Genomic DNA, 20695 nt, shown 5'->3' with positions numbered 1-20695 from the left:
TCAGCTTAAAAATTCCCTTGGAACCAGCTTTTCATTCTTGCCAGCATGCCTTTTAAGCCGTCACTTACTTTAATTTCACCATGCCCTGGGGCATGCTCCTGATTGCCGAATAACAGCAACCCAACACCTGTTGCATGAATTGGGTTACGCACCACATCCACAAGTCCCCCGACATGTTGTGGTACGCCCAAACGCACAGGAAGGTGGAAGACCTCTTCAGCAAGCTCAATAGCGCCTTCCATTTTCGAACTACCGCCTGTCAGCACAATGCCGGCAGCCAATAATTCTTCAAACCCACTCCGACGTAGTTCAGCCTGAACTAACATCAATAATTCTTCATAACGTGGCTCAACCACTTCAGCTAGTGTTTGTCTGGCAAGCTGACGTGGTGGCCTGTCACCGACACTTGGTACTTCAATGGTTTCGTCTTCACGAGCCAGTTGAGTCAAAGCGCAGGCATACTTAATCTTGATTTCTTCGGCGTATTGCGTTGGTGTACGTAATGCCACAGCGATGTCATTGGTGACCTGATCACCTGCAATAGGAATCACAGCAGTGTGTCGAATAGCACCATCAACAAACACAGCAATATCCGTTGTGCCTCCACCAATATCAACCAAACAGACGCCTAATTCTTTTTCATCCTGGTCTAAGACGGAATAACTGGATGCCATTTGCTCAAGCACAATGCCATCGACAGTCAAACCACAACGTTCAATACATTTAGTAATGTTCTGTGCCGCACTCACTGCACCTGTGATCAAATGGACTTTGGCTTCCAGACGTACGCCTGACATACCAATGGGTTCGCGAATGCCTTCCTGATTATCAATAATGTATTCCTGCGGCAAAACATGCAGTAACTGCTGGTCACCAGGAAAATGAACAGCACGTGCCGCATCCATGACACGGTCGAGATCACCTTGCGTCACTTCTTTATCACGAATCGCCACGGTGCCATGTGAATTCAAACTGCGTATATGGCTACCGGCAATCCCGGCATAAACAGAATAAATCTGGCAACCTGCCATCAGTTCAGCTTCTTCGATGGCACGCTGAATCGATTGTACGGTCGATTCGATATTGACGACGACCCCTTTTTTCATACCTCTGGCTGGGTGAGAGCCAATGCCAATAATTTCGAGCGCATTATCATTTGGACCGGCATCAGGAACGGGAGCAGCGACGATAGCCACTACCTTTGATGTTCCGATATCCAATCCAACGATAAGTTCTCTTTCAGTTCGTTTCGACATCATACTGTTCCATTAAAATCAGGTTGCTGGCCGGATTTCCATACCACTGCCAGCCCATTGGTGTAACGCATATCAATTTCTTTAATCAGTTCTTTAAAGGTACCTAAGCCACCGAGGTACACCGTAACAAATCGGTCTAATCGCTGTTCATCATCAGTTCGGCCTAATTTCAGGTGCAGGCCGTCTTTAAAATCCACTTGCCAGGCGCGACGTTTATCCATGCTCATACTGATGACTCGCAAGCCCAGTACATTGACCTTTTGCTGAACATCGACCAGACGACGAGACATCATCTCGCTCATACCATCTGGCCCGTTTAACTGAATCAATCCATCAGGCATGGTGTCTTTACTCGGTTTAAACACCTTCCCGTGGCGATTCACCAGACCATCATCATTCCAGCGGGCAACCGCTTCATGCTCAGCCACAATGAGGTGTAGCGTATCTGGCCAAACCCGTCTTACTTGTATCTGTTCTACCCAAGGCAAGGTTTCACCGGCTTTTTGAATGCTGGCCACGTCCACATTTAAAAAGCTGCCCCTGACATAAGGCATAACCGCTTTAACCAATTCATTCCTGTCGGTATGAAGCAAGCTGCCATCCACCGTGACATGTTTTACAGGCAAGGTGTCGGCTTCACGCAGGTATACGCCACCAGCCACTAATAAAACGACTATCAACAAAGCCGCAGAGTGTTTAAACACACTTTTCCATGGCACAGGCGGTCTAGGCTGTTTCACCTTAGGTGCTTGTTGCATCACAGCGCCTCTGCGTGGTTTAGCCATCAGTTCTCATCCTTAAAACTGGTTTCTAAAATACGCCAGACAAGGTCTTCAAAAGACAGGCCTGCCTGCTTAGCTGCCATAGGGACTAAACTGTGATCGGTCATCCCAGGGACACTATTTGCTTCCAACAGAAATAAATTACCCTGGCTGTCCCGCATAAAATCAATACGTCCCCAGCCTTTCATACCTAAGGCATTAAATGCTTTTACGGCAATATCCTGCATACCTTGCTCAACATCAGCATCCAGACCACATGGGCATAAATATTCGGTATCGTTAGCATGATATTTCGCATCAAAATCATAAAATTCATGTGGCGTTTTTAAGCGAATCGCTGGCAGTGCTTCACCATCTAAAATCGCCACGGTATATTCCTCACCATGAATCCATTGCTCAGCAATAACGTCAGCGTCATACTTCAATGCCAAATCAATTGCCTGTTGCAATTCAGCAATATCATTGACCTTTGACATGCCAATGCTGGAGCCTTCATTCACAGGTTTGATAATAAGCGGCAGCCCTAATTCATCCACTAACGCTTGCGTATCAGTCTGCTCCGTCACAGGCATAAAAATCGCTGTGGGTAAGCCCTGCTGAATCCACGCCAATTTGCTCAGTCGTTTATTCATCGATAAAACGGAAGCAGTAATTGCACTGCCTGTATACGGCAAATTAACCGCCTGCAAAAAGCCTTGAATCTCGCCATCTTCACCGCCTCTTCCATGCAATACGATAAAGGCCCGATCAAACTCGCCGCTGGCTATCTTCTGACAAATATCAAAACTGACATCAATACCATAAGCATCAATACCCTTACGCTGTAAGCCGGCTAATACGGCATTACCGCTTATCAGTGAAATCTCACGTTCAGCTGAACGTCCGCCCATCAGCACAGCAACTCGACCAAAATCAGCAGCAGAACTTATGCGTTTTGTCATAGTTGCTCTCCGATAATATGTACTTCTGGAATTAACTTGACGCCGTGCTCGAGTTCCACTCGTTGTTGCACATCAGCAATCAGTGTTTCAATGTCTGCCGCAGTCGCCTCACCGTTGTTGACGATAAAGTTGGCATGTTTATCTGAAACACTGGCGCCACCAACTGTCAGCCCTTTCAGACCGCTAGCTTCAATTAAACGTCCAGAAAAATCACCTGGCGGGTTACGGAATACCGAACCAGCACAAGGCTGATTTGTTGGTTGGCTGGTATTTCGTTTTTTCAATAACTCACGAATCAGTTCAAGTTCAGCATCACTGTCACCATGTTCGAACTGCATTTTTGCCGCCACAAACCATTGGTTCTCAGGCAAACTAACATGACGATAACGCACATCAAACGCTTCTGCCGGGTACTGATGCAGCTCACCCTGTTTATCTATGGTGGTCACTTGGACTACCGAGTCCCATGTTTCCGTACCATGAGCACCTGCATTCATTGCTAAAGCACCACCCAGCGTACCAGGAATGCCTGCCCAGAAAGCCGCGCCTTTCAAGCCCGCCTTAGCCGCTTGTTTAGCCAGCTTGCTGCAATAGAGTCCCACTTCAGCCGTAATTTCATTATCACGGATATCAATTGTTTGTAACGTCCCTGCGGTCACAATAACGGTACCGGCAAAACCACCGTCACGAATCAGTAAGTTACTGCCTAGCCCCACCCATAAAACAGGCTCGTTTTCCGGCAGTTGTTGTAAAAACAGGGCAAGATCATGTCTATCTGTAGGGCGATATAGTTGTTTTGCCGGCCCACCTACTCGCCATGAGTTATAACGAGACAAGGGTTCGTTTATTTTCAATTCACCTTTCAGTGTTTGTGGCAGCGCCATCATTCAGCACCCCCATCATTTAATATCTCGGGCAAGGCCTGCGCCATACGACCAATATCACCGGCACCTAAGGTCAACAACACATCACCGTCTTCCAATAAGCCTGGTAATAAGCTGTATAAAGCCTCTTTATCTTCTGCAAAGACCGGCTCAACCTGACCACGTAAACGAATCGCACGGCATAAACTACGAGAGTCCGCACCAGCAATTTTTGCTTCACCAGCGGGATACACTTCTAATACCACCAGGACATCCACACTGGATAATACGTGGGCAAAATCTTCAAACAGATCGCGTGTACGTGTGTAACGGTGGGGTTGGAATACCAACACCAAACGATTATTTGGCCAACCACCACGAGTAGCTGCCAACGTAGCGGCAATCTCCGTTGGATGATGCCCATAATCATCAATAAGCATGGCCTGACCTTGTCCGGCTTTGACCTGACCTAATAAATTGAAGCGACGGCCAACACCATCAAATTTCAATAAGGCTCTTTGGCAATCGTTGACGCTGACATCGAGGTTACGCGCCACAGCCATAGCTGCCGTTGCGTTCAGCGCATTATGTAAACCAGGCATATTCAGCGTGACAGGGAAACTCTGTCCTGAGCGTTTCTCAACAACGGTGAAAAAGCTTTGGCCCTGATGCTGAGTGAGTTCAACTAACTGATAATCAGCCTCTTCATTCTGGCCGTAGGTAATGAACGGTCTGGTGACATCGGCTAATAAAGATTGAATGACGGGATCATCCAGACACAAAACAGCCAAACCGTAGAATGGTAAGTGATGCAGAAACTCAATAAAGGTGGCTTTTAACTTGCCAAAGTCGCCGTCATATGTCGCCATATGATCTTCATCAATATTAGTAACAACAGCAATCATTGGCTGCAGATAAAGGAATGACGCATCACTTTCATCTGCCTCAGCCACCAGATAACGCCCAGTGCCTAATCGGGCATTACTGCCTGCACTGTTTAAACGTCCGCCAATAACAAATGTGGGATCCAGTTCGCCTTCACTTAACAAAGCAGCGATCAAACTGGTTGTTGTCGTTTTACCATGCGTGCCGGCCACCGCGATGCCATAACTGAACCGCATCAGCTCAGCCAGCATTTCAGCTCTTGGCACGACAGGAATTAACTGCTCTCTCGCCGCAATCAGCTCAACATTGTCTGAATTGACGGCGGTAGTCACCACCACCACATCAGCGCCTTCAAGATAGGATGCATCATGACCAATCATAATGGTCGCGCCCAGACTACGAAGGTGTTTGATCAGGCTGTTTTCAGCTAAATCACTACCACTCACCTGATAGCCAAGGTTTAACAAGACTTCGGCAATACCACCCATGCCTACCCCACCGATACCGATGAAGTGGATATGCTTCACGCGACTTTGCATAGCTGAGGTCAGTCTATCCATTTGCGGCCTCCATACATAAATCTGCGATATAAGCCGCTGTACCCATTTTTGCGACTTGTCTTGCCGCGTTTGCCATGTTCAACAATCCTTCTCTATCGCCATCCAGTCGGCGGATGGTGTTGGCAATCACATCAGCATCTAAGCTGTGATCAGCCATTAAAATGGCCGCATTAGCATCAACCAGAACAGCGGCATTGTGCGTTTGGTGATCATCTACGGCGTGCGGATAAGGCACTAAAATTGATGCAATACCTGCTGCAGCGACTTCAGCAACAGTCAGTGCGCCAGCACGACATATCACTAAATCAGCCCAGGCATAGGCTTCGGCCATATCTTCAATAAATTCTTTAACGTCCGCCTCGACACCCGCATCTTTATATGACTGACGGCAATCATCGCTGTGTTTGCTACCACATTGATGAATCACTTCTGGACGATGTTCAGCCGATATTTTGGCTAAGGCTTCCGGCACATAAGTATTCAATGAGCGTGCGCCCAGGCTTCCGCCTAATACTAAGAGTTTTAAGCGGCCTGTTTTTTCTGTCTGACGAAGATGAGGCATTGGCAAATCTTCAATCGTTTTTCTCACCGGATTGCCTACCCATTCAGCATCGATTTTTTTATCAAAACTATCAGGGAAACCCGTCAGAACTTTGTCTGCCAGTTTTGCTAATAAACGATTTGTCAGGCCCGGGATCGCATTTTGTTCATGGATAATTAACGGTTTACCCATCAGCCATGCAGCCAAACCACCTGGACCAGAGGCAAAGCCACCCAAGCCCATTACCACATCCGGTTTTAACTGACGGATAAGCGAACGGGCTTCCAGAACAGCTTTGACAACTTTAAATGGTGCCATCAACCAACCCAACGCACCGTTTCCACGTAAGCCTTTGACTTTAATTTCAGATAATAAATAACCGGCAGCGGGCACTAATTTCGCCTCAATACCATTAGCAGTGCCAATCCATGACACTTCAACATCTCTTTGACGCAATTCATCTGCCACCGCGAGCGCCGGGAAAACATGCCCACCTGTACCGCCTGCCATGATCATGACTCTTTTCATCGTCTGATCCTCGCTGAGGCTTTTTCAGGTACTCGTGTTTCCATATCTACACGGAATAACAATGCAATCGCTGCACAGACAATCACTAAACTACTACCGCCATAACTCATCAAAGGCAGTGTTAGTCCTTTTGTCGGTAAAGCTCCCATATTGACGCCAATATTGACGCAAGCCTGTAAACCTAACCAAATACCGATTCCATAAGCGATCTGTGCACCAAAAACTTGTCCAGCCTGCTCTGCTGCACGACCAATCGCTAAAGCTCGCCAGATAAAGACAAAAAACAGCACGATCACTGTTAATGCCCCTACTAAGCCCAATTCTTCAGCAATGATCGAATAGAGAAAGTCGGTATGCGCTTCTGGTAAATAAAATAATTTCTGCATACTGCTGCCAAGACCAACGCCGAACCAATCGCCACGGCCGAATGCGATCAACGCCTGTGTTAACTGAAAACCGCTGCCGAAGGGATCAGCCCATGGGTCCATAAAACTCTGTAAACGTTCAAGACGATAAGGTGCAATCCACACCAGCATCGCAAACAGCATGCCCATCACACCAATCAAGGTGGCGAATACATCCAGTCGTGCACCACCCAAAAACAACATAGCCAAAACGGTAGACATAATGACCACCATTGAGCCCATATCTGGCTGTAATAAAAGTAACAATGCAGCAACGCCCAAAAGTGTAAGTGGCGCTAAGACTTTTAAGAATGACACATGCAACTGACCATGGTGACGCTGTAAATAGTCAGCGATATAGATAATCGCAAACAATTTAATCAATTCTGCTACCTGTAAATTCACAGGTCCCAACGGTAACCAACGAGAGCTACCATTCACTTCACGACCAATGCCAGGGATTAATACCATGATCAGCATCGCTACCCCGGCCATCAACAGTTGTGGTGCAATACGCTGCCACACGGCTAAACGCACAGAAATAAACGCCCAGGCCACAGCCAGTCCCACCATCGCAAATGCAAACTGACGAATAAAAAAGTAAAGCGGTTGTTCGAGGCGACTATCTGCAACCGTGATAGAGGCTGAACAGACCATCACCAGACCGATAAACAGCAAAGCGCCTGTGGCAAACAGTAAGCTTTTATCGAATTGCAGTGATGAATCACTCATGCTGCAATCTCCCTGACGGCTTGTTCAAATGAATTGCCACGGTCGGCATAACTGCTGAACATATCAAAGCTGGCACAAGCCGGTGAAAGCAGAACATTGTCACCCTCACTGGCGATCGACTGTGCGATTTTTACTGCATCAGCCATGTCGCTTGCTTGAATTTGCTCAACACCAGGCGGAATCACTTTTGCAATCTTATCGGCATCAACCCCCATCAACACCACGGCTTTAACCGACTGTTTTAACGCTGACGTCAGCTCTGAAAAGTCCTGATCTTTACCTACACCACCAGCAATCAGAATAATATTGCCTGATCCGGCAAGCCCATTAATGGCTGCCACACAGGCACCCACATTGGTTGCTTTAGAATCATTAAACCAACGAATACCATTGAGCTGTCTGACTAATCGGCAACGGTGTGGCAGGCCTTTATATTCACGTAAAGCCGATAACATGGACGACATGGGTAAGGCCATGGCTGAGCCAAGTGCTAAGGCAGCCAACGCATTAGCGATATTATGTGAACCGACAATTTTCATTTGCTCAACCGGCAGTAACGGATATTCACCTTCCGCTAACCAGGTTTGCCCGTCAGCTTCCATTAAACCGAAATCCACCCCATGGGATTGTTTCAAACTGAATCCGATAGTATTTCGGCCAGATTGACGCATGTCATTAACAATGGGGTCATCCTGATTAATGACCATGACGCCATCACCATTAAAGATGGTTTGTTTCGCCCGCTGATATGCTTCCAGCGAATCATAACGATCCATATGATCAGGACTGACATTGAGTACCACAGCCGCAAACGCATTTAAGGAACGTACCGTTTCTAATTGGAAACTTGATAGCTCCAGAATATAAAAATCAGGTGCAGACTCTTCCAGCAGATCTAATGCTGGCGTACCTAAATTACCACCGGCACGTACTATTTTTCCCGACACCTGAGCCATCAAAGCAAGTAAGGTGGTGACGGTGCTTTTACCATTGGAACCCGTTATGGCTACAACAGGCGCATCAGCATAACGGGCAAACAGCTCTATATCACCGACAATCTCAATCCCCGCCTGACGTGCGATTTCAATTTCAGGTAAACGTGGATCAATCCCTGGGCTCAGAACAATAAGATCCGCTTTTAATAACCAATCCTGATCCAGCCCACCCGTTTTAATTAATACTTGTGGATACTCATTTTTCACCTCCTGCACAGACGGTGGATTCTCACGCGTATCCATGATGGCAATACCCAAAGCTCTGTTGGCTAAAAATCGCGCGCACGAAAGTCCCGTCTGACCCAGACCGATAATCAGGCAGTTTTTATGTGAAAGACTATTCATGCCGTATGTCATCGTATTTTCAACGTCGCTAAACCAATCAACACCAGGAACACAGTGACAATCCAAAACCGCACAATAATGCGAGGTTCCGGCCAGCCTTTCAGTTCATAGTGATGATGAATCGGTGCCATAAGAAAAACGCGTTTACCACGTAATTTGTATGAGCCCACTTGAATCATTACTGACAGTGTTTCAATAACAAACACACCGCCCATGATGAGTAAAACCAACTCTTGTCTGACCAATACAGCAACCGTGCCTAATGCCGCGCCAAGTGCTAAAGCACCGACATCGCCCATAAAAACTTGTGCTGGATAAGTGTTAAACCAGAGAAAACCAAGCCCGGCGCCCACCATTGCCGCACAAAAGACAACAAGTTCGCCCGCACTTGGGATAAAAGGAATTTGCAGGTAGGTGGCAAACTCAAAATGGCCCCCGACATAACTAAACAGACCCAGCGCAGCTGCTACCATCACTGTCGGCATAATCGCCAGACCATCTAAACCATCAGTTAAATTCACCGCATTACTACTGCCAACGATCACTAAATAAGTCAGCAGCATGTACCAGCCACCCAGTGGAATAACAATCTCTTTCACAAACGGTACGATGAGTTGCGTTTCAGCCGGCACGGTGGTCGTCATATATAAAAATACGGCAGCACCGCCACCAAACACAGACTGCCAGAAGTATTTGTAGCGACTGATTAAACCACGTGGATCCTGACGGACTAATTTGATGTAATCGTCAACAAAACCAATCAATCCAAAAGCCAGAGTAATAACCAGTACAACCCAGATGTAGCGATTGGATAAATCAGCCCACAGTAAGGTACTCACAGCAATAGCGACCAGAATCAGTGCACCACCCATCGTAGGAGTACCCTTCTTGCTGAAGTGTGATTCAGGACCATCTTGTCTAACCACCTGACCAATCTGTCTGAAACTCAAGTGGCGAATCATGGTTGGGCCAATAATCAAGGCAATCCCAAGCGCTGTCATCACCCCGAGAATGGCTCTTAAGGTCAGGTATTGGAAAACACTAAACCCACTGTAGAACTGGCTTAGGTAATCACTTAATAACAACAGCATTACTGTGCCTCCGCTACCAGCGCATCGGCCAGTTTGTCGAGTTGCATAAAGCGTGATCCTTTAATCAAACAAGTCACATCTGCAGTTAGTGTGTTTTGCAAAAGCTGTTGCAATGTTTGTACATCCTCAAAATGAATAGCGTTATCACCAAACGCGGCTGCCGCCAGTTGGCTTTTTTCTCCGACCGTAAATAATGTCGTCACACCAGCAGATTTCGCTTGTAATCCCATGGTTTGATGGATGGCATCAGCCTCATCACCCAACTCACCAAAATCACCGAGTACCAGCCAACGCGGCTCTTGAAATCCAGCTAAGGTTTCTAACGCCCGGAGATATGAGCCGGGATTAGCATTGTAGGTATCATCAATTAAACGGCTGTCTGACAGGCCTTTACGCATCTGTAGTCGATGGGGCACTGCTTGTATTTTGTTCAGTCCACGCACCATGGCATCAACCGGAATATCTAGGGCAACGCTCACAGCGATGGCTGCCAATGCATTGCTGACGTTATGCAATCCCGGCAGAGGTAAAGTCATGTGATGGTTAACACCGTCGATATGCACCAAAAAATGACTAGAAGCGGGTTCTGGCTGAATATATTCAGCATAAATATCAGCATTATTTTGCAAAGCAAACCGAATAGTTTTTCTATCAGCAATTAGAGGTTGCCAGATGGAGTCATAAGGCATATCAGCATTCACTACTGCTACACCGTTTTGCTTCAAGCCCTGATAGATACTGCCTTTTTCTCTGGCAATACCTTCTTCACTGCCTAATCCTTCCAAATGTGCTGCAGCAATATTATTGATAACTGACACATCAGGTGACACGATGCTCATCAGATAAGCTATTTCACCAGGATGATTGGTGCCCATCTCGATCACAGCATAATCATCATTTTTGTCGATTCGACAAACGGTTAACGGTACACCCAGATCATTATTCAAATTGCCCTGCGTTGCCGATACCGTGCCCACTTCTGCCAAGATAGCTTTAACCATTTCTTTCAAACTGGTTTTGCCATTACTGCCTGTGATAGCAACCACTTTTGCTTTGCATTCAGCTAGCCAGGCTCGAGCTATCTGCGCAAATGCGACACGCACATCATCGACCTTGATCTGTGGTAATTCATCATCCTGATATTCACTGACTAATGCTGCAACAGCGCCACTTTCTCTGGCTTTAGCAACATATTCGTGACCATCAACATGTTCACCTTTAAAGGCAATAAACAAATCACCCGGCGTTACCTTGCGAGAATCAATCACCGCACCGGTGACGGTAACATCAACGATAGGCATATCGGCTGAGACGATTTCAGCAATCTGTTTAAGTGGCAGTTGCAGTCCCATTAATGTCCTCCCACCACGTTTTTAATGCCATTTGCCTGAGCGTCAAATACAGCTGTCACTACCGCCGCATCACTGAATGGATAACGCACATGATTGATTTCCTGATAGGACTCATGGCCTTTACCCGCCACTAAGACAATATCTTTTGCCTCGGCATGATTTATCGCATAAGTAATCGCTAATTTACGATCAAGTTCGACACGAATTTTTTGAGGCTCATCACAGCCAGCCAGAATGTCTTCGATAATGAGCAAATGATCTTCTGTACGGGGATTATCATCTGTGACGATGACCTGATCAGCCTCACGTTCAGCGACTTTACCCATAAGTGGGCGCTTACCTCTATCGCGGTCACCACCACAGCCAAACACACACCAAAGCTGACCCGCATCAGGTAAATGTACCTGTAATGTTCTTAATGCCTGATGTAAAGCATCAGGCGTGTGGGCATAGTCAATGACAACGGTGGGCTGACCTGCCTGAGTATAGGTTTGCATACGACCACTTACCGCCCGACACTGATTAATCGCATCACGACATTGTTCTGTATTCAGTCCCAGTGCAGTTAATACCCCGATTGCCGCCAGAATATTATCGACATTAAACTCACCTAAAACGGGTAAGTCGACTGCTACAGACTTGTCATTGACCCGGGCATCAAACGCCACACCGTCACGTTTGTATGAAATGTGTTCAGCACGAATATTGACCTGGCTTTCAGCATCACCGTAAGTTAACAACGTGACGTTTTTTCTGAGTTTTGAGATGACATCGGTACCAAAAGCATCATCCGCATTAATAACGGCATACTGCACACTATCCATGTCGAATAAGCGTTTTTTTGCCGCGGCATAATTAGCCATAGTCTTATGGTAATCAAGATGATCACGACTGAGGTTGGTCAGTACAGCAATATCAATTTCGACACTGTTTAAACGGCCTTGTGCAAGCGCATGTGATGAGGCTTCCAATGCTACGTAGTCACAACCTTCACGTTGGAATCTTGCCAGCAGTTTTTGCATGGTGACCGGATCAGGCGTAGTCATACCAGTCATTTCCAGATCACATAGACGCCCCGCTCCCATAGTGCCAATAACACCGCAAGGTTTATTCATCGATTCAAGCGCCTGAGCAATAAACTGGCTCACCGATGTCTTACCATTGGTGCCCGTCACCGCAATCACTGTCATATCTGCCGACGGATGACCATAAAAACGGGCTGCAATGAACCCAGCTTTTTCAGCTAGATTGTCGACAGAGTAAGCAATCACCACGGCTGCATTGAGCATCTCCAGCTCAGTCTCAGTGAGAGGTTGCTGCTCATCAATCAATACCGCAAAAATATCTTTTTCCAGAGCCTGTCGAAGATGCTTTTCTCTGTCGACCGTATTTTTAGCCAGGGCTAAAAATAAACCACCCGCAGCAACTCTTCGGCTGTCCATACTGATGTCCGTCAAAGAACATTCTTGTAGGGCCGATTTGTCGACGACAACATCACTAAGTAATGCCATCAATGATTGAGGTTTTACGATTGAAGTCATCATTTGTGAGCCACCTGCATCTGGGTCATCGGTAAATCATCAGGGGGAATATTTAGCAAACGCATTGCCCCAGTCATCACTTCTGCAAACACAGGCGCAGCAACTGCGCCACCGTAATATTCGCCTTGAGGCTCATCAATCATCACCACCATCGCCAGTCGAGGCGCCGAGGCAGGAATAATGCCCGCAAAGACAGATTGATAACGTTTATCGGCGTAACCACCGCTAATCGCTTTTTTCGCTGTACCGGTTTTACCAGCCACATGATAATTGGCTACCGCTGCCCGCGTCGCAGTGCCACCTGGCTCAATGACTTTCACCATCATCTGCACCACTTCATGCATGATATCTGCTGAAAATTCTCGACGACCTTGTGGCACTTTATCTGTTTTGATAAACGTCACAGGCTTGAGAATGCCGCCATCAGCTAACACGGTATAGGCTCTAGCGAGCTGCATAGCGCTGGTTGATAGGCCGTAGCCATACCCCATAGTGGCGATATCCAGCGTGCGCCATGATTGTGGATCAGGCATGGTACCCATTGCTTCACCTGGGAAGTAAGCACCCGTCGCTTCACCTAAACCAAAACTGGCAAAGTCATGCCATAACTTATCCGGATCGAGTGCCAGGGCTATTTTACTGGCGCCAACATTGCTCGACTTCTGGATAAGCGTCGCTAAATCAATTTCGCCATAATCACGAAAATCCCTGATGGGATGACCACTGACTCGGTAATAACCGGGATGTGTATTAATAATCGTTGTGGTATCAAACTGACCGGACTTGATACCACTGGTAACCGTGAAGGGTTTGACAGTCGACCCAGGTTCGAATAAATCGGTGACGGCACGGTTTCTTAAATCACTCGGTTTTAACCCCGCTCGATTATTGGGGTTATAAGATGGCTGATTTGCCATTGCCAATACTTCACCGGTATGCGTATCCAAAATAACTGCCGTACCCGATTTGGCATGGTGTTCGGTAACCGCTTTTTTCAGTGCCTGATAGGTTAAATACTGTAATCTCAGATCGATGCTTAACTGAACGTTTTCACCTGATTTTGCAGGACGAATCAGCTCCCCACCTTCTACATAGTTACCACGGCTGTCACGCACCATACGTTTCAGGCCTGGACGACCAGTTAAAACCGCATCATAAGTCAGCTCAAGACCTTCCTGACCGATATCATCAACATTGGTAAATCCGACAATATGAGAAGCAACTTCACCAGCTGGATAATAACGTTTGTATTCACGTTGAAGTGCTACGCCCTGAATACCTATCTCTTTGACCTTGGCTGACAGCTCAGGTGTAATACGACGTTTCAAATAAACGAATTCACGCGATTGATTCTGTTCAATCTTTTCTCTGATAGTTTGTGTCGATAAACCAAGTAACTGCGCCAGTTTAGGTAAACGAGGATCAGTAGCAAGCACATCCTGAGGATTCAACCAAACAGAATGCACAGGTGTACTAATTGCTAAAGGCTCGCCATGGCGATCCAAAATCATTCCGCGGTGAGCAACAACTGGCACTTGACGAAGATGACGTGCATCACCCTGATGACGTAGAAACTCTGGATTAACGACCTGAATATCTGCCAAACGCCAGCATAAACCAGCGACCATCAACACAAACATGATGCGAACAAGATTAAGGCGCCACGCACCCACTGGATGAACTTTTTGACCACGATACTTCATGGTTTAATCACCACAGTCATATCTGATTTAGGTACCACCATACCTAAACGGCTTTTCGCTTCCTGTTCAATCCGGCTTGGACTCGCCCAGGTACTCTCTTCCAGTAGCAGGCGTCCCCACTCTTCATTCAGCGCATCACGTTCTTTTTCTAACCGTTGAAGTTGCACAAATTCGTTCCGGCTCAAATGCTTGGTATAAATCACCGCTACCGCCGACACCAAAACGACAAAAACCATCACAAACAATGGCGTATCAATTTTAATGGTTTCGAGCAGTGCTTTTATATTCATGCCAACTTCTCCGCAATACGAAGTACAGCACTACGCGCACGAGGATTTAAGCGAGTCTCATCTTCTGAGGCTTTAATCGCTTTACCAATCACTTTCAAACGTGGATTTAATTGATCCACGGTAATGGGAAAGTGAGACGGCAAATCATCCCCCCGGGCTTCATCACGGAAGAAACGCTTCACAATTCGATCTTCAAGAGAATGGAAGCTGATGACAGCTAAACGACCGCCCACCGCGAGCACATCCAAAGCTTGCTCTAATGCGGTTGTGAGTTCTTCCAGCTCATTATTGATAAAGATACGAATGGCCTGAAATGTTCTGGTCGCCGGATGCTTGAATTTATCGCGAGAAGGACTCGCTTTGTCGACTAAATCTGCTAACTGTTTAGTCGTGGTTATAGGGTTTTCGTCCCGGGTTTCCACAATCGCTCTGGCGATACGCTTGCCATAACGTTCTTCACCCAAGGTTTTGATGACATCCGCAATCTCATCCATCTCAGCGGTTGCCAGCCACTCAGCTGCACTGATGCCTGCGTCTGGATTCATGCGCATATCCAGTGGACCATCTTTCATAAAGCTGAAACCACGCTCCGCATCATCCAACTGGGGTGAAGAAACGCCGATATCCATCAGAATACCGTCAACACTTCCCTGCCAGAGACGAGAATGCACGGCCGTGCTGAGTTCTGAAAAATTAGCTTGCTCGATAGAGAAACGAGGATCTTCGGCTGCCAGAGCCAAACCGGTTTTAATTGCTTGAGGATCACGATCCAGTCCAAGTAGACGACCGTTATCAGACAGCAATGCCAGAATGGCACGGCTATGACCACCACGACCAAATGTCGCGTCAAGATATTTACCATCTGCCTTTACTGACAAGCCCTGTATGGTCTCGCTTAACAAGACTGGCAGATGTTCCGAGTAGTTCTCAGTCATAATTCCGCCTTTATATCGACAGGCTTTCTAATTCAGCCGGTAAAATCTCGCCAAAATCTTCTTCTAGACATTCATCCATGAGCTCATTCCAAGTTTGCTCATTCCATAATTCAAACTTGTTACCTTGACCAATCATCACCATGCTTTTATCAAGGCCTGCAAACTCACGTAATTTAGCGGGTAATAAAATACGGCCATTGCCATCCATTTCACATTCAGTGGCATAACCGAGAAGCATTCTTTTTAAACGACGTACTTGAGGATTCAAACTGGGTAATGCGGAAAGTTTTTCTTCAACAATTTCCCATTCTGGCAATGGGTACAACTGTAAACAATGATCAGAATGATCGATGGTGATGACTAATCGGCCTTCACAACAGACGTCAAGATGCTTGCGGAACTTGGCTGGAACAGCCATCCGCCCTTTTGCATCCAGATTGAAAGTTGCCACGCCTCGAAACACTGCTCATCCCCAAAAAATACGATCCACTAAGATCCACTTTCCCCCACTTGTCGACACTATAGGAGGGCAAATGGCCGAAGTCAAGCCTGTAAATAAACAAAATCCTCTTTTTATGACAATGACTTAGGGCATTTTCACAAAAGTGGGAGAAAAAGCTTGGAGGTGTTTCTGAAGGAGGTCTTTCTTATCAAAAAACTGGCATGTGAAGTTAAAGTAAATTCTAGAATACTCATCTAAAAGACAAAAAAATAACTGCCAAGACAGGAAAAATGATGCTGTCTATAGCAGTTATTTTGCTTGTTACATATAAGGTTGAGACGACCGATAAGCCGGGTTCTGTCGTGGACAATCATTCATCTGGGACTGATGTCACCATCAGCCTCAAGCAACCTACCCAGGAACAGTACGGGTCGCACATGTCTGCAAGCAGACGTTCCTCTATTTGGTCTTGCTCCAGGTGGGGTTTACCATGCCACTTCTGTTACCAGAAGCGCGGTGCGCTCTTACCGCACCCTTTCACCCTTACCGAATCGCTTCGGCGGTATACTCTCTGTTGCACTGGCCGTGGGCTCGCGCCCCCCAGGTGTTACCTGGCACCTTACCCTATGGAGCCCGGACTTTCCTCACCAATATGACTATCAGTGCGATTGCCAAGTCGTCTCAGTGCGCTATTCTACCTAAAGGCTAGTTTTTCTGCTGTAATTTCAACGCTAACTGATAGGCTTCGTTTTTACTGCCACCCGTAATGTTAGCCACCATCGCCGCGGCCTTTTTCACAGGAAGCTCAGTAAGCAGAATTTTTAATAGCCGACTGACCTCTTGTTCATCCGCCGTTGCTTCATTTTGACTACCTTCTATCAACAGTACACACTCACCCCGCTGTTGATTATCATCTGCTTTAACCCAATCAATTAAGTCGACCAATGGTCGCGTTTCGATGGTTTCATGGAGTTTGGTTAATTCACGTGCCAGACAGGCTTGTCGTTGTTCACCGAAGATCAAAACCGCATCTTCCAATGCCGCCAGTAAACGTCGTGGGCTTTCATAGAAAATCAAGGTTCTGGCATCTGACTTCAATGACTCCATGACTTGTTTGCGAGCTGATGACTTAGCCGGTAAAAACCCTTCAAAACTAAATCTATCAGAAGCCAGGCCCGAAGCAGATAATGCCGTAATTAATGCACAACACCCTGGAATGGGGATCACACGAATGCCCGCATCTCTAACGGTAGTAACCAGTCGATAGCCTGGATCACTAATCAGTGGCGTACCGGCATCACTAATTAATGCTACTGACTCTCCCGCAAGCAAACGTTGGCAAAGTGCGTCGCTGCGCTGTTGTTCATTATGTTCATGCAGAGAAATCGTCGAGGTCTGGATAGCATAATGCTGCAATAAATACTTACTATGGCGAGTATCTTCAGCAGCAATCACATCAACGCTTTTTAATACCTCAATCGCTCTAGCTGAAAAATCAGCTAAATTACCAATAGGCGTAGCGACAATGAATAATTGACCTGCCTGACTTTCGTTCACAGTCTTTCCTTAAAATCTTGAATACAGTGTGGTCGTAATATACGCGAACAGGTAAGATGATGCCTCCTATGACTAATAATAGAATGACCTTATGTTCCTGAAACGCAGCTTCTGGTTATCCGCCATTATCCTCCTGAGCTTGACGGCTTGTCAGCCTGTGCAATCACCGGTCAGCATGACAAAGCCTGCTCAAATTGAAACGGTCGCCTCAGAGTTATCCGGACAATACCAACAGGCAGCGGATGAATATGCCCAACTGGCAACGACAAATGACGGTGCTGAACAAGCGGCATATCAACTGAAAGCAGCTCAAATGTATTGGCAGTCAGGCCAAGTTGAATTAAGCCAAAGTCAACTAGATCAAATCAAACTCAGCTTACTGGATAAAAGCCGACGCTATGATGCCGCGATCCTGGGCGCCAATATCGCCTTGTTTAACAGTGAAGGTGAGCGTGCATTAGAAGCTGTCAGTGCTGTGCAGGAAAAAGACTTGTCCGCTCAGAATCTAAAGAATGTTCTAAAGCTTAAGGCAGATGCTTATACATTGACTGGAAATTGGCTGGAAAAAGCCAACACCCATTTGAAGCTTGAAAAAATTCTGACAGATCCTGAATCATTGAAAAACAACCGTGAAGCGCTTTGGCAGGCATTAATGCAAATGACGCCACAAGCATTGGATCTGTTTAACCCAGGCTATCCACCCGCCGAAGATAGTGGTTGGTTTGCCCTTGCCTACAACATTAAAGCGTATCAGGATAACCCGGAAGTACTGGCTGTCGCACTTGAAGACTGGAAACGAAGCTACCCCAATCATCCTGCTGATCCAGCGCTGTATCAAAAAACCTTGGCAGCCGGAACGCATATCCCAAAAGATATTGAAAATATTGCCGTCTTACTGCCTAACTCAGGGCCATTTGTAGAAGCGGCTAAAGCGATTAAAGACGCCATTATTGCCGCACAATATGTAAATGGTTCAACGGCCCAACTGCACTTTTACGATATACAAACCGATGCGATCAGCGGGCAAAGTAATGTGTTATCTCAATACGATGCTGCCGTTGCTGATGGCGCCGGCGTGGTTATCGGTCCATTGCAAAAATCATCAGTGGAAACATTAGCAACACACCCAAACTTGAGTGTACCGGTACTGGCTTTGAACCGCACTGATGGGCCTGAGGCTTATAAAAACCTCTATCAGTTTGGACTTGCGCCAGAAGACGAAGCTGCCGCTGCTGCCAATTATGCTAAGCAATTGGGCTACAAACGCAGCATTGTGCTCGCGCCCTATAATGACTGGGGACAACGCATCGCTTCAGCCTTTACCAATCAATGGCGGAAGGATGGTGGCACCACGTTATTAGTCTCAAATTATAATGAAGCTGAAAATGACTTTCGGGATACACTCATTCCATTAATGGGATTAAATGATAGTGAGCAACGTTATAAGTCTTTGCAAGGCACATTAGGGCGCTCGCTCGACTTTGAACCTCGTCGTCGTGAAGGCGTTGATTTTTTATTTTTAGTGGCTCGACCACTCAAAGCACGTCAGCTCGTACCACAGCTGAAATATCATCGTTCAGGTCAGTTACCGTTACTGGCAACCTCACATGTTTATAGCGGGCAGTCCGATCCGCAACAAAATATTGATCTGAATGACTTGATTATTTGTGATATTCCATGGGTATTTGAAGAATTAGCTGCAGAAGATCTGGTGTATCAGGCACTGAAAAATCAGTCTCCGGAGAACTTTGCCAGTGCAATCCGACTCTATGCTCTAGGTGTAGATGCTTATAAGTTGATTCCACAACTTAATAAACTAAGTCGAGATCCCACCAGCTCAATGGCAGGCGCTACTGGTACGTTATCTATCAACTCGCAGGGACATGTCATTCGCAAAATGTTGTGGGCAAAATTTGAACAAGGAGAGCTAAAGCTCATTAAATAATTATGTTTGCCAGGGAAAAAGGCCAGCAAATAGAAAAACAGGTTTCCAGCTATCTACAAAAGCATGGTATGCGTCTGATACAACAGAACTATCATTGCCGTGGAGGTGAAATCGATTTAATCATGAAAGAAAAAGATACCTTGGTATTTGTCGAGGTACGGTTTCGGAAGAATGCACGATTTGGTTCAGCACTGGAAAGCGTAAATAGTCAAAAACAGACTAAAATTATTCATACAGCGCAGCACTACATTCAAACAACATCATCACCATATCAGCACTATCGATTTGATGTTGTGGCGGTAACACCTGCTGACTCATCCATACAGATTGAATGGATAAAAAACGCTTTCCAGCTTAGTTAGCTAAAAAAATGTCAGTACATAGCGTTATTACAAGGAAAATCATTATGCTCAACATCAAAAAAGCAGCTTGGTTAGGCTTAGTTATTCCTGCCGCCACATTGTTTCTTCAAGCATGTGTGCCTGTTGTGGCAACAGGTGCAGCGACAGGCGCATCAGTTGCCTATGATCGTCGTACTACCGGTAGTGTGATTGATGATCAAGGGATCGAATTTAAAGCGTCATACGCCATCTATAACAACAAAGAAATCTATAACCAGAGTCATATTAACGTCACCAGTTATAACGGCGTTGTATTACTGACAGGTGAAACTCCGAGCGAGTCACTAAAACAAAAAGTAACGGCAGAAGTAAAAGCGATTCCTAAAGTCAGACGTATTCATAATGAGTTAGCGATTGCAGCCCCGAGCGCTTTGCCTTCTCGTAGTAGTGATGCCTGGATTACATCCAAAATCAAAGCGAAAATGACCACAGATGAAAATACGGATCCATTCCATGTAAAAGTGGTAACAGAACGTGGTGTAGTTTACTTGATGGGCATGGTGAGTCATGCTGAAGCGGATCAAGCCGTCAATATAGTTAGGAATTCTGCCGGTGTTCAGCGTGTAGTGAAAATTTTTGAATACACTGATTAAGTTAAGCCGTTTC

General features: G+C 46.2%; 19 protein-coding genes and 1 other RNA gene. 3 read left to right on the top strand and 17 right to left on the bottom strand.

Annotated features, from left to right (window positions below):
- Window positions 1-5 precede the first annotated feature (5 nt).
- The 17 genes from ftsA to rsmI form a co-directional block, all read right to left on the bottom strand.
- Entirely contained in the window at window positions 6-1256 is a 1251-nt protein-coding gene (gene ftsA / locus AC13DA_RS04540) for a cell division protein FtsA (RefSeq protein WP_040576281.1), read from the bottom strand.
- Window positions 1256-2041, bottom strand: coding sequence for a cell division protein FtsQ/DivIB (locus AC13DA_RS04535; RefSeq protein WP_007146001.1), 786 nt, complete (start codon window positions 2039-2041; stop codon window positions 1256-1258). The genes ftsA and AC13DA_RS04535 overlap by 1 nt, the downstream gene beginning before the upstream one ends.
- Window positions 2041-2979 carry a D-alanine--D-alanine ligase gene (locus AC13DA_RS04530; RefSeq protein ID WP_284452360.1) on the bottom strand — a complete coding sequence of 313 codons (939 nt, stop codon included), beginning with the start codon at window positions 2977-2979 and terminating at the stop codon, window positions 2041-2043. Before AC13DA_RS04530 ends, AC13DA_RS04535 begins: the two co-directional genes overlap by 1 nt.
- On the bottom strand, window positions 2976-3866 hold the full coding sequence (gene murB / locus AC13DA_RS04525) for a UDP-N-acetylmuramate dehydrogenase (RefSeq protein ID WP_284452361.1): 891 nt from the start codon (window positions 3864-3866) through the stop codon (window positions 2976-2978). The genes AC13DA_RS04530 and murB overlap by 4 nt, the downstream gene beginning before the upstream one ends.
- A complete protein-coding gene (gene murC / locus AC13DA_RS04520) occupies window positions 3863-5287 on the bottom strand; it encodes a UDP-N-acetylmuramate--L-alanine ligase (RefSeq protein ID WP_007146004.1) in 1425 nt (474 codons plus the stop codon). Before murC ends, murB begins: the two co-directional genes overlap by 4 nt.
- Complete coding sequence (gene murG / locus AC13DA_RS04515; RefSeq protein WP_284452362.1) at window positions 5280-6356, bottom strand: undecaprenyldiphospho-muramoylpentapeptide beta-N-acetylglucosaminyltransferase; 1077 nt, start codon at window positions 6354-6356, stop codon at window positions 5280-5282. Before murG ends, murC begins: the two co-directional genes overlap by 8 nt.
- Window positions 6353-7492, bottom strand: coding sequence for a putative lipid II flippase FtsW (ftsW, locus tag AC13DA_RS04510; protein ID WP_007146006.1), 1140 nt, complete (start codon window positions 7490-7492; stop codon window positions 6353-6355). The genes murG and ftsW overlap by 4 nt, the downstream gene beginning before the upstream one ends.
- On the bottom strand, window positions 7489-8832 hold the full coding sequence (murD, locus tag AC13DA_RS04505; RefSeq protein WP_237701208.1) for a UDP-N-acetylmuramoyl-L-alanine--D-glutamate ligase: 1344 nt from the start codon (window positions 8830-8832) through the stop codon (window positions 7489-7491). The genes ftsW and murD overlap by 4 nt, the downstream gene beginning before the upstream one ends.
- 8 nt (window positions 8833-8840) lie before the next feature.
- Window positions 8841-9923 carry a phospho-N-acetylmuramoyl-pentapeptide-transferase gene (mraY, locus tag AC13DA_RS04500; RefSeq protein ID WP_007146008.1) on the bottom strand — a complete coding sequence of 361 codons (1083 nt, stop codon included), beginning with the start codon at window positions 9921-9923 and terminating at the stop codon, window positions 8841-8843.
- Window positions 9923-11275 (bottom strand): UDP-N-acetylmuramoyl-tripeptide--D-alanyl-D-alanine ligase, encoded by a 1353-nt coding sequence (locus tag AC13DA_RS04495; protein ID WP_284452363.1) that lies wholly within the window; start codon window positions 11273-11275, stop codon window positions 9923-9925. The genes mraY and AC13DA_RS04495 overlap by 1 nt, the downstream gene beginning before the upstream one ends.
- The gene (locus tag AC13DA_RS04490) at window positions 11275-12819 is read right to left on the bottom strand and encodes a UDP-N-acetylmuramoyl-L-alanyl-D-glutamate--2,6-diaminopimelate ligase (protein ID WP_284452364.1); all 1545 of its coding nucleotides are present in this window, start codon (window positions 12817-12819) and stop codon (window positions 11275-11277) included. The genes AC13DA_RS04495 and AC13DA_RS04490 overlap by 1 nt, the downstream gene beginning before the upstream one ends.
- Window positions 12816-14519, bottom strand: coding sequence for a peptidoglycan D,D-transpeptidase FtsI family protein (locus tag AC13DA_RS04485; RefSeq protein WP_273182695.1), 1704 nt, complete (start codon window positions 14517-14519; stop codon window positions 12816-12818). Before AC13DA_RS04485 ends, AC13DA_RS04490 begins: the two co-directional genes overlap by 4 nt.
- Complete coding sequence (ftsL, locus tag AC13DA_RS04480) at window positions 14516-14809, bottom strand: cell division protein FtsL (RefSeq protein WP_007146012.1); 294 nt, start codon at window positions 14807-14809, stop codon at window positions 14516-14518. Before ftsL ends, AC13DA_RS04485 begins: the two co-directional genes overlap by 4 nt.
- Window positions 14806-15744 carry a 16S rRNA (cytosine(1402)-N(4))-methyltransferase RsmH gene (gene rsmH, locus AC13DA_RS04475; RefSeq protein WP_007146013.1) on the bottom strand — a complete coding sequence of 313 codons (939 nt, stop codon included), beginning with the start codon at window positions 15742-15744 and terminating at the stop codon, window positions 14806-14808. Before rsmH ends, ftsL begins: the two co-directional genes overlap by 4 nt.
- Before the next feature lie 10 nt (window positions 15745-15754).
- Window positions 15755-16195 carry a division/cell wall cluster transcriptional repressor MraZ gene (gene mraZ, locus AC13DA_RS04470; RefSeq protein ID WP_007146014.1) on the bottom strand — a complete coding sequence of 147 codons (441 nt, stop codon included), beginning with the start codon at window positions 16193-16195 and terminating at the stop codon, window positions 15755-15757.
- Window positions 16196-16516: 321 nt separating this feature from the next.
- An RNA gene (gene rnpB / locus AC13DA_RS04465) (RNase P RNA component class A) lies at window positions 16517-16870 on the bottom strand.
- A 21-nt stretch (window positions 16871-16891) separates the two neighbouring features.
- Window positions 16892-17743, bottom strand: a complete 852-nt coding sequence (gene rsmI, locus AC13DA_RS04460; RefSeq protein ID WP_284450419.1) for a 16S rRNA (cytidine(1402)-2'-O)-methyltransferase — start codon at window positions 17741-17743, stop codon at window positions 16892-16894.
- A gap of 91 nt (window positions 17744-17834) precedes the next feature.
- On the opposite strand from rsmI, the gene AC13DA_RS04455 reads away from it, so the two are divergent.
- Genes AC13DA_RS04455 through AC13DA_RS04445 form a run of 3 tightly spaced genes read left to right on the top strand, consistent with a single transcriptional unit; the run spans window position 17835 to window position 20682 of the window.
- Window positions 17835-19688: a penicillin-binding protein activator gene (locus AC13DA_RS04455; protein WP_284450420.1), complete on the top strand. Its 1854-nt coding sequence runs from the start codon at window positions 17835-17837 to the stop codon at window positions 19686-19688.
- 2 nt (window positions 19689-19690) lie between these two features.
- On the top strand, window positions 19691-20050 hold the full coding sequence (locus AC13DA_RS04450; protein WP_284450421.1) for a YraN family protein: 360 nt from the start codon (window positions 19691-19693) through the stop codon (window positions 20048-20050).
- Window positions 20051-20094: 44 nt separating this feature from the next.
- The gene (locus AC13DA_RS04445; protein ID WP_007146018.1) at window positions 20095-20682 is read left to right on the top strand and encodes a BON domain-containing protein; all 588 of its coding nucleotides are present in this window, start codon (window positions 20095-20097) and stop codon (window positions 20680-20682) included.
- Window positions 20683-20695: the final 13 nt, after the last annotated feature.

The organism is Methylophaga sp. F-2 (assembly GCF_056859315.1).
Note: the sequence above shows the minus strand (reverse complement) of the source record. Positions and strands in the feature narration are given on the sequence as shown.

Bases quoted from the DNA above. Each gene is read 5' to 3' on its own strand.
- ftsA (WP_040576281.1), bottom strand. From the start codon at position 1,256: ATGTCGAAACGAACTGAAAGAGAACTTATCGTTGGATTGGATATCGGA.
- AC13DA_RS04535 (WP_007146001.1), bottom strand. From the start codon at position 2,041: ATGGCTAAACCACGCAGAGGCGCTGTGATGCAACAAGCACCTAAGGTG.
- AC13DA_RS04530 (WP_284452360.1), bottom strand. From the start codon at position 2,979: ATGACAAAACGCATAAGTTCTGCTGCTGATTTTGGTCGAGTTGCTGTG.
- murB (WP_284452361.1), bottom strand. From the start codon at position 3,866: ATGATGGCGCTGCCACAAACACTGAAAGGTGAATTGAAAATAAACGAA.
- murC (WP_007146004.1), bottom strand. From the start codon at position 5,287: ATGGATAGACTGACCTCAGCTATGCAAAGTCGCGTGAAGCATATCCAC.
- murG (WP_284452362.1), bottom strand. From the start codon at position 6,356: ATGAAAAGAGTCATGATCATGGCAGGCGGTACAGGTGGGCATGTTTTC.
- ftsW (WP_007146006.1), bottom strand. From the start codon at position 7,492: ATGAGTGATTCATCACTGCAATTCGATAAAAGCTTACTGTTTGCCACA.
- murD (WP_237701208.1), bottom strand. From the start codon at position 8,832: ATGAATAGTCTTTCACATAAAAACTGCCTGATTATCGGTCTGGGTCAG.
- mraY (WP_007146008.1), bottom strand. From the start codon at position 9,923: ATGCTGTTGTTATTAAGTGATTACCTAAGCCAGTTCTACAGTGGGTTT.
- AC13DA_RS04495 (WP_284452363.1), bottom strand. From the start codon at position 11,275: ATGGGACTGCAACTGCCACTTAAACAGATTGCTGAAATCGTCTCAGCC.
- AC13DA_RS04490 (WP_284452364.1), bottom strand. From the start codon at position 12,819: ATGATGACTTCAATCGTAAAACCTCAATCATTGATGGCATTACTTAGT.
- AC13DA_RS04485 (WP_273182695.1), bottom strand. From the start codon at position 14,519: ATGAAGTATCGTGGTCAAAAAGTTCATCCAGTGGGTGCGTGGCGCCTT.
- ftsL (WP_007146012.1), bottom strand. From the start codon at position 14,809: ATGAATATAAAAGCACTGCTCGAAACCATTAAAATTGATACGCCATTG.
- rsmH (WP_007146013.1), bottom strand. From the start codon at position 15,744: ATGACTGAGAACTACTCGGAACATCTGCCAGTCTTGTTAAGCGAGACC.
- AC13DA_RS04455 (WP_284450420.1), top strand. From the start codon at position 17,835: ATGTTCCTGAAACGCAGCTTCTGGTTATCCGCCATTATCCTCCTGAGC.
- AC13DA_RS04450 (WP_284450421.1), top strand. From the start codon at position 19,691: ATGTTTGCCAGGGAAAAAGGCCAGCAAATAGAAAAACAGGTTTCCAGC.
- AC13DA_RS04445 (WP_007146018.1), top strand. From the start codon at position 20,095: ATGCTCAACATCAAAAAAGCAGCTTGGTTAGGCTTAGTTATTCCTGCC.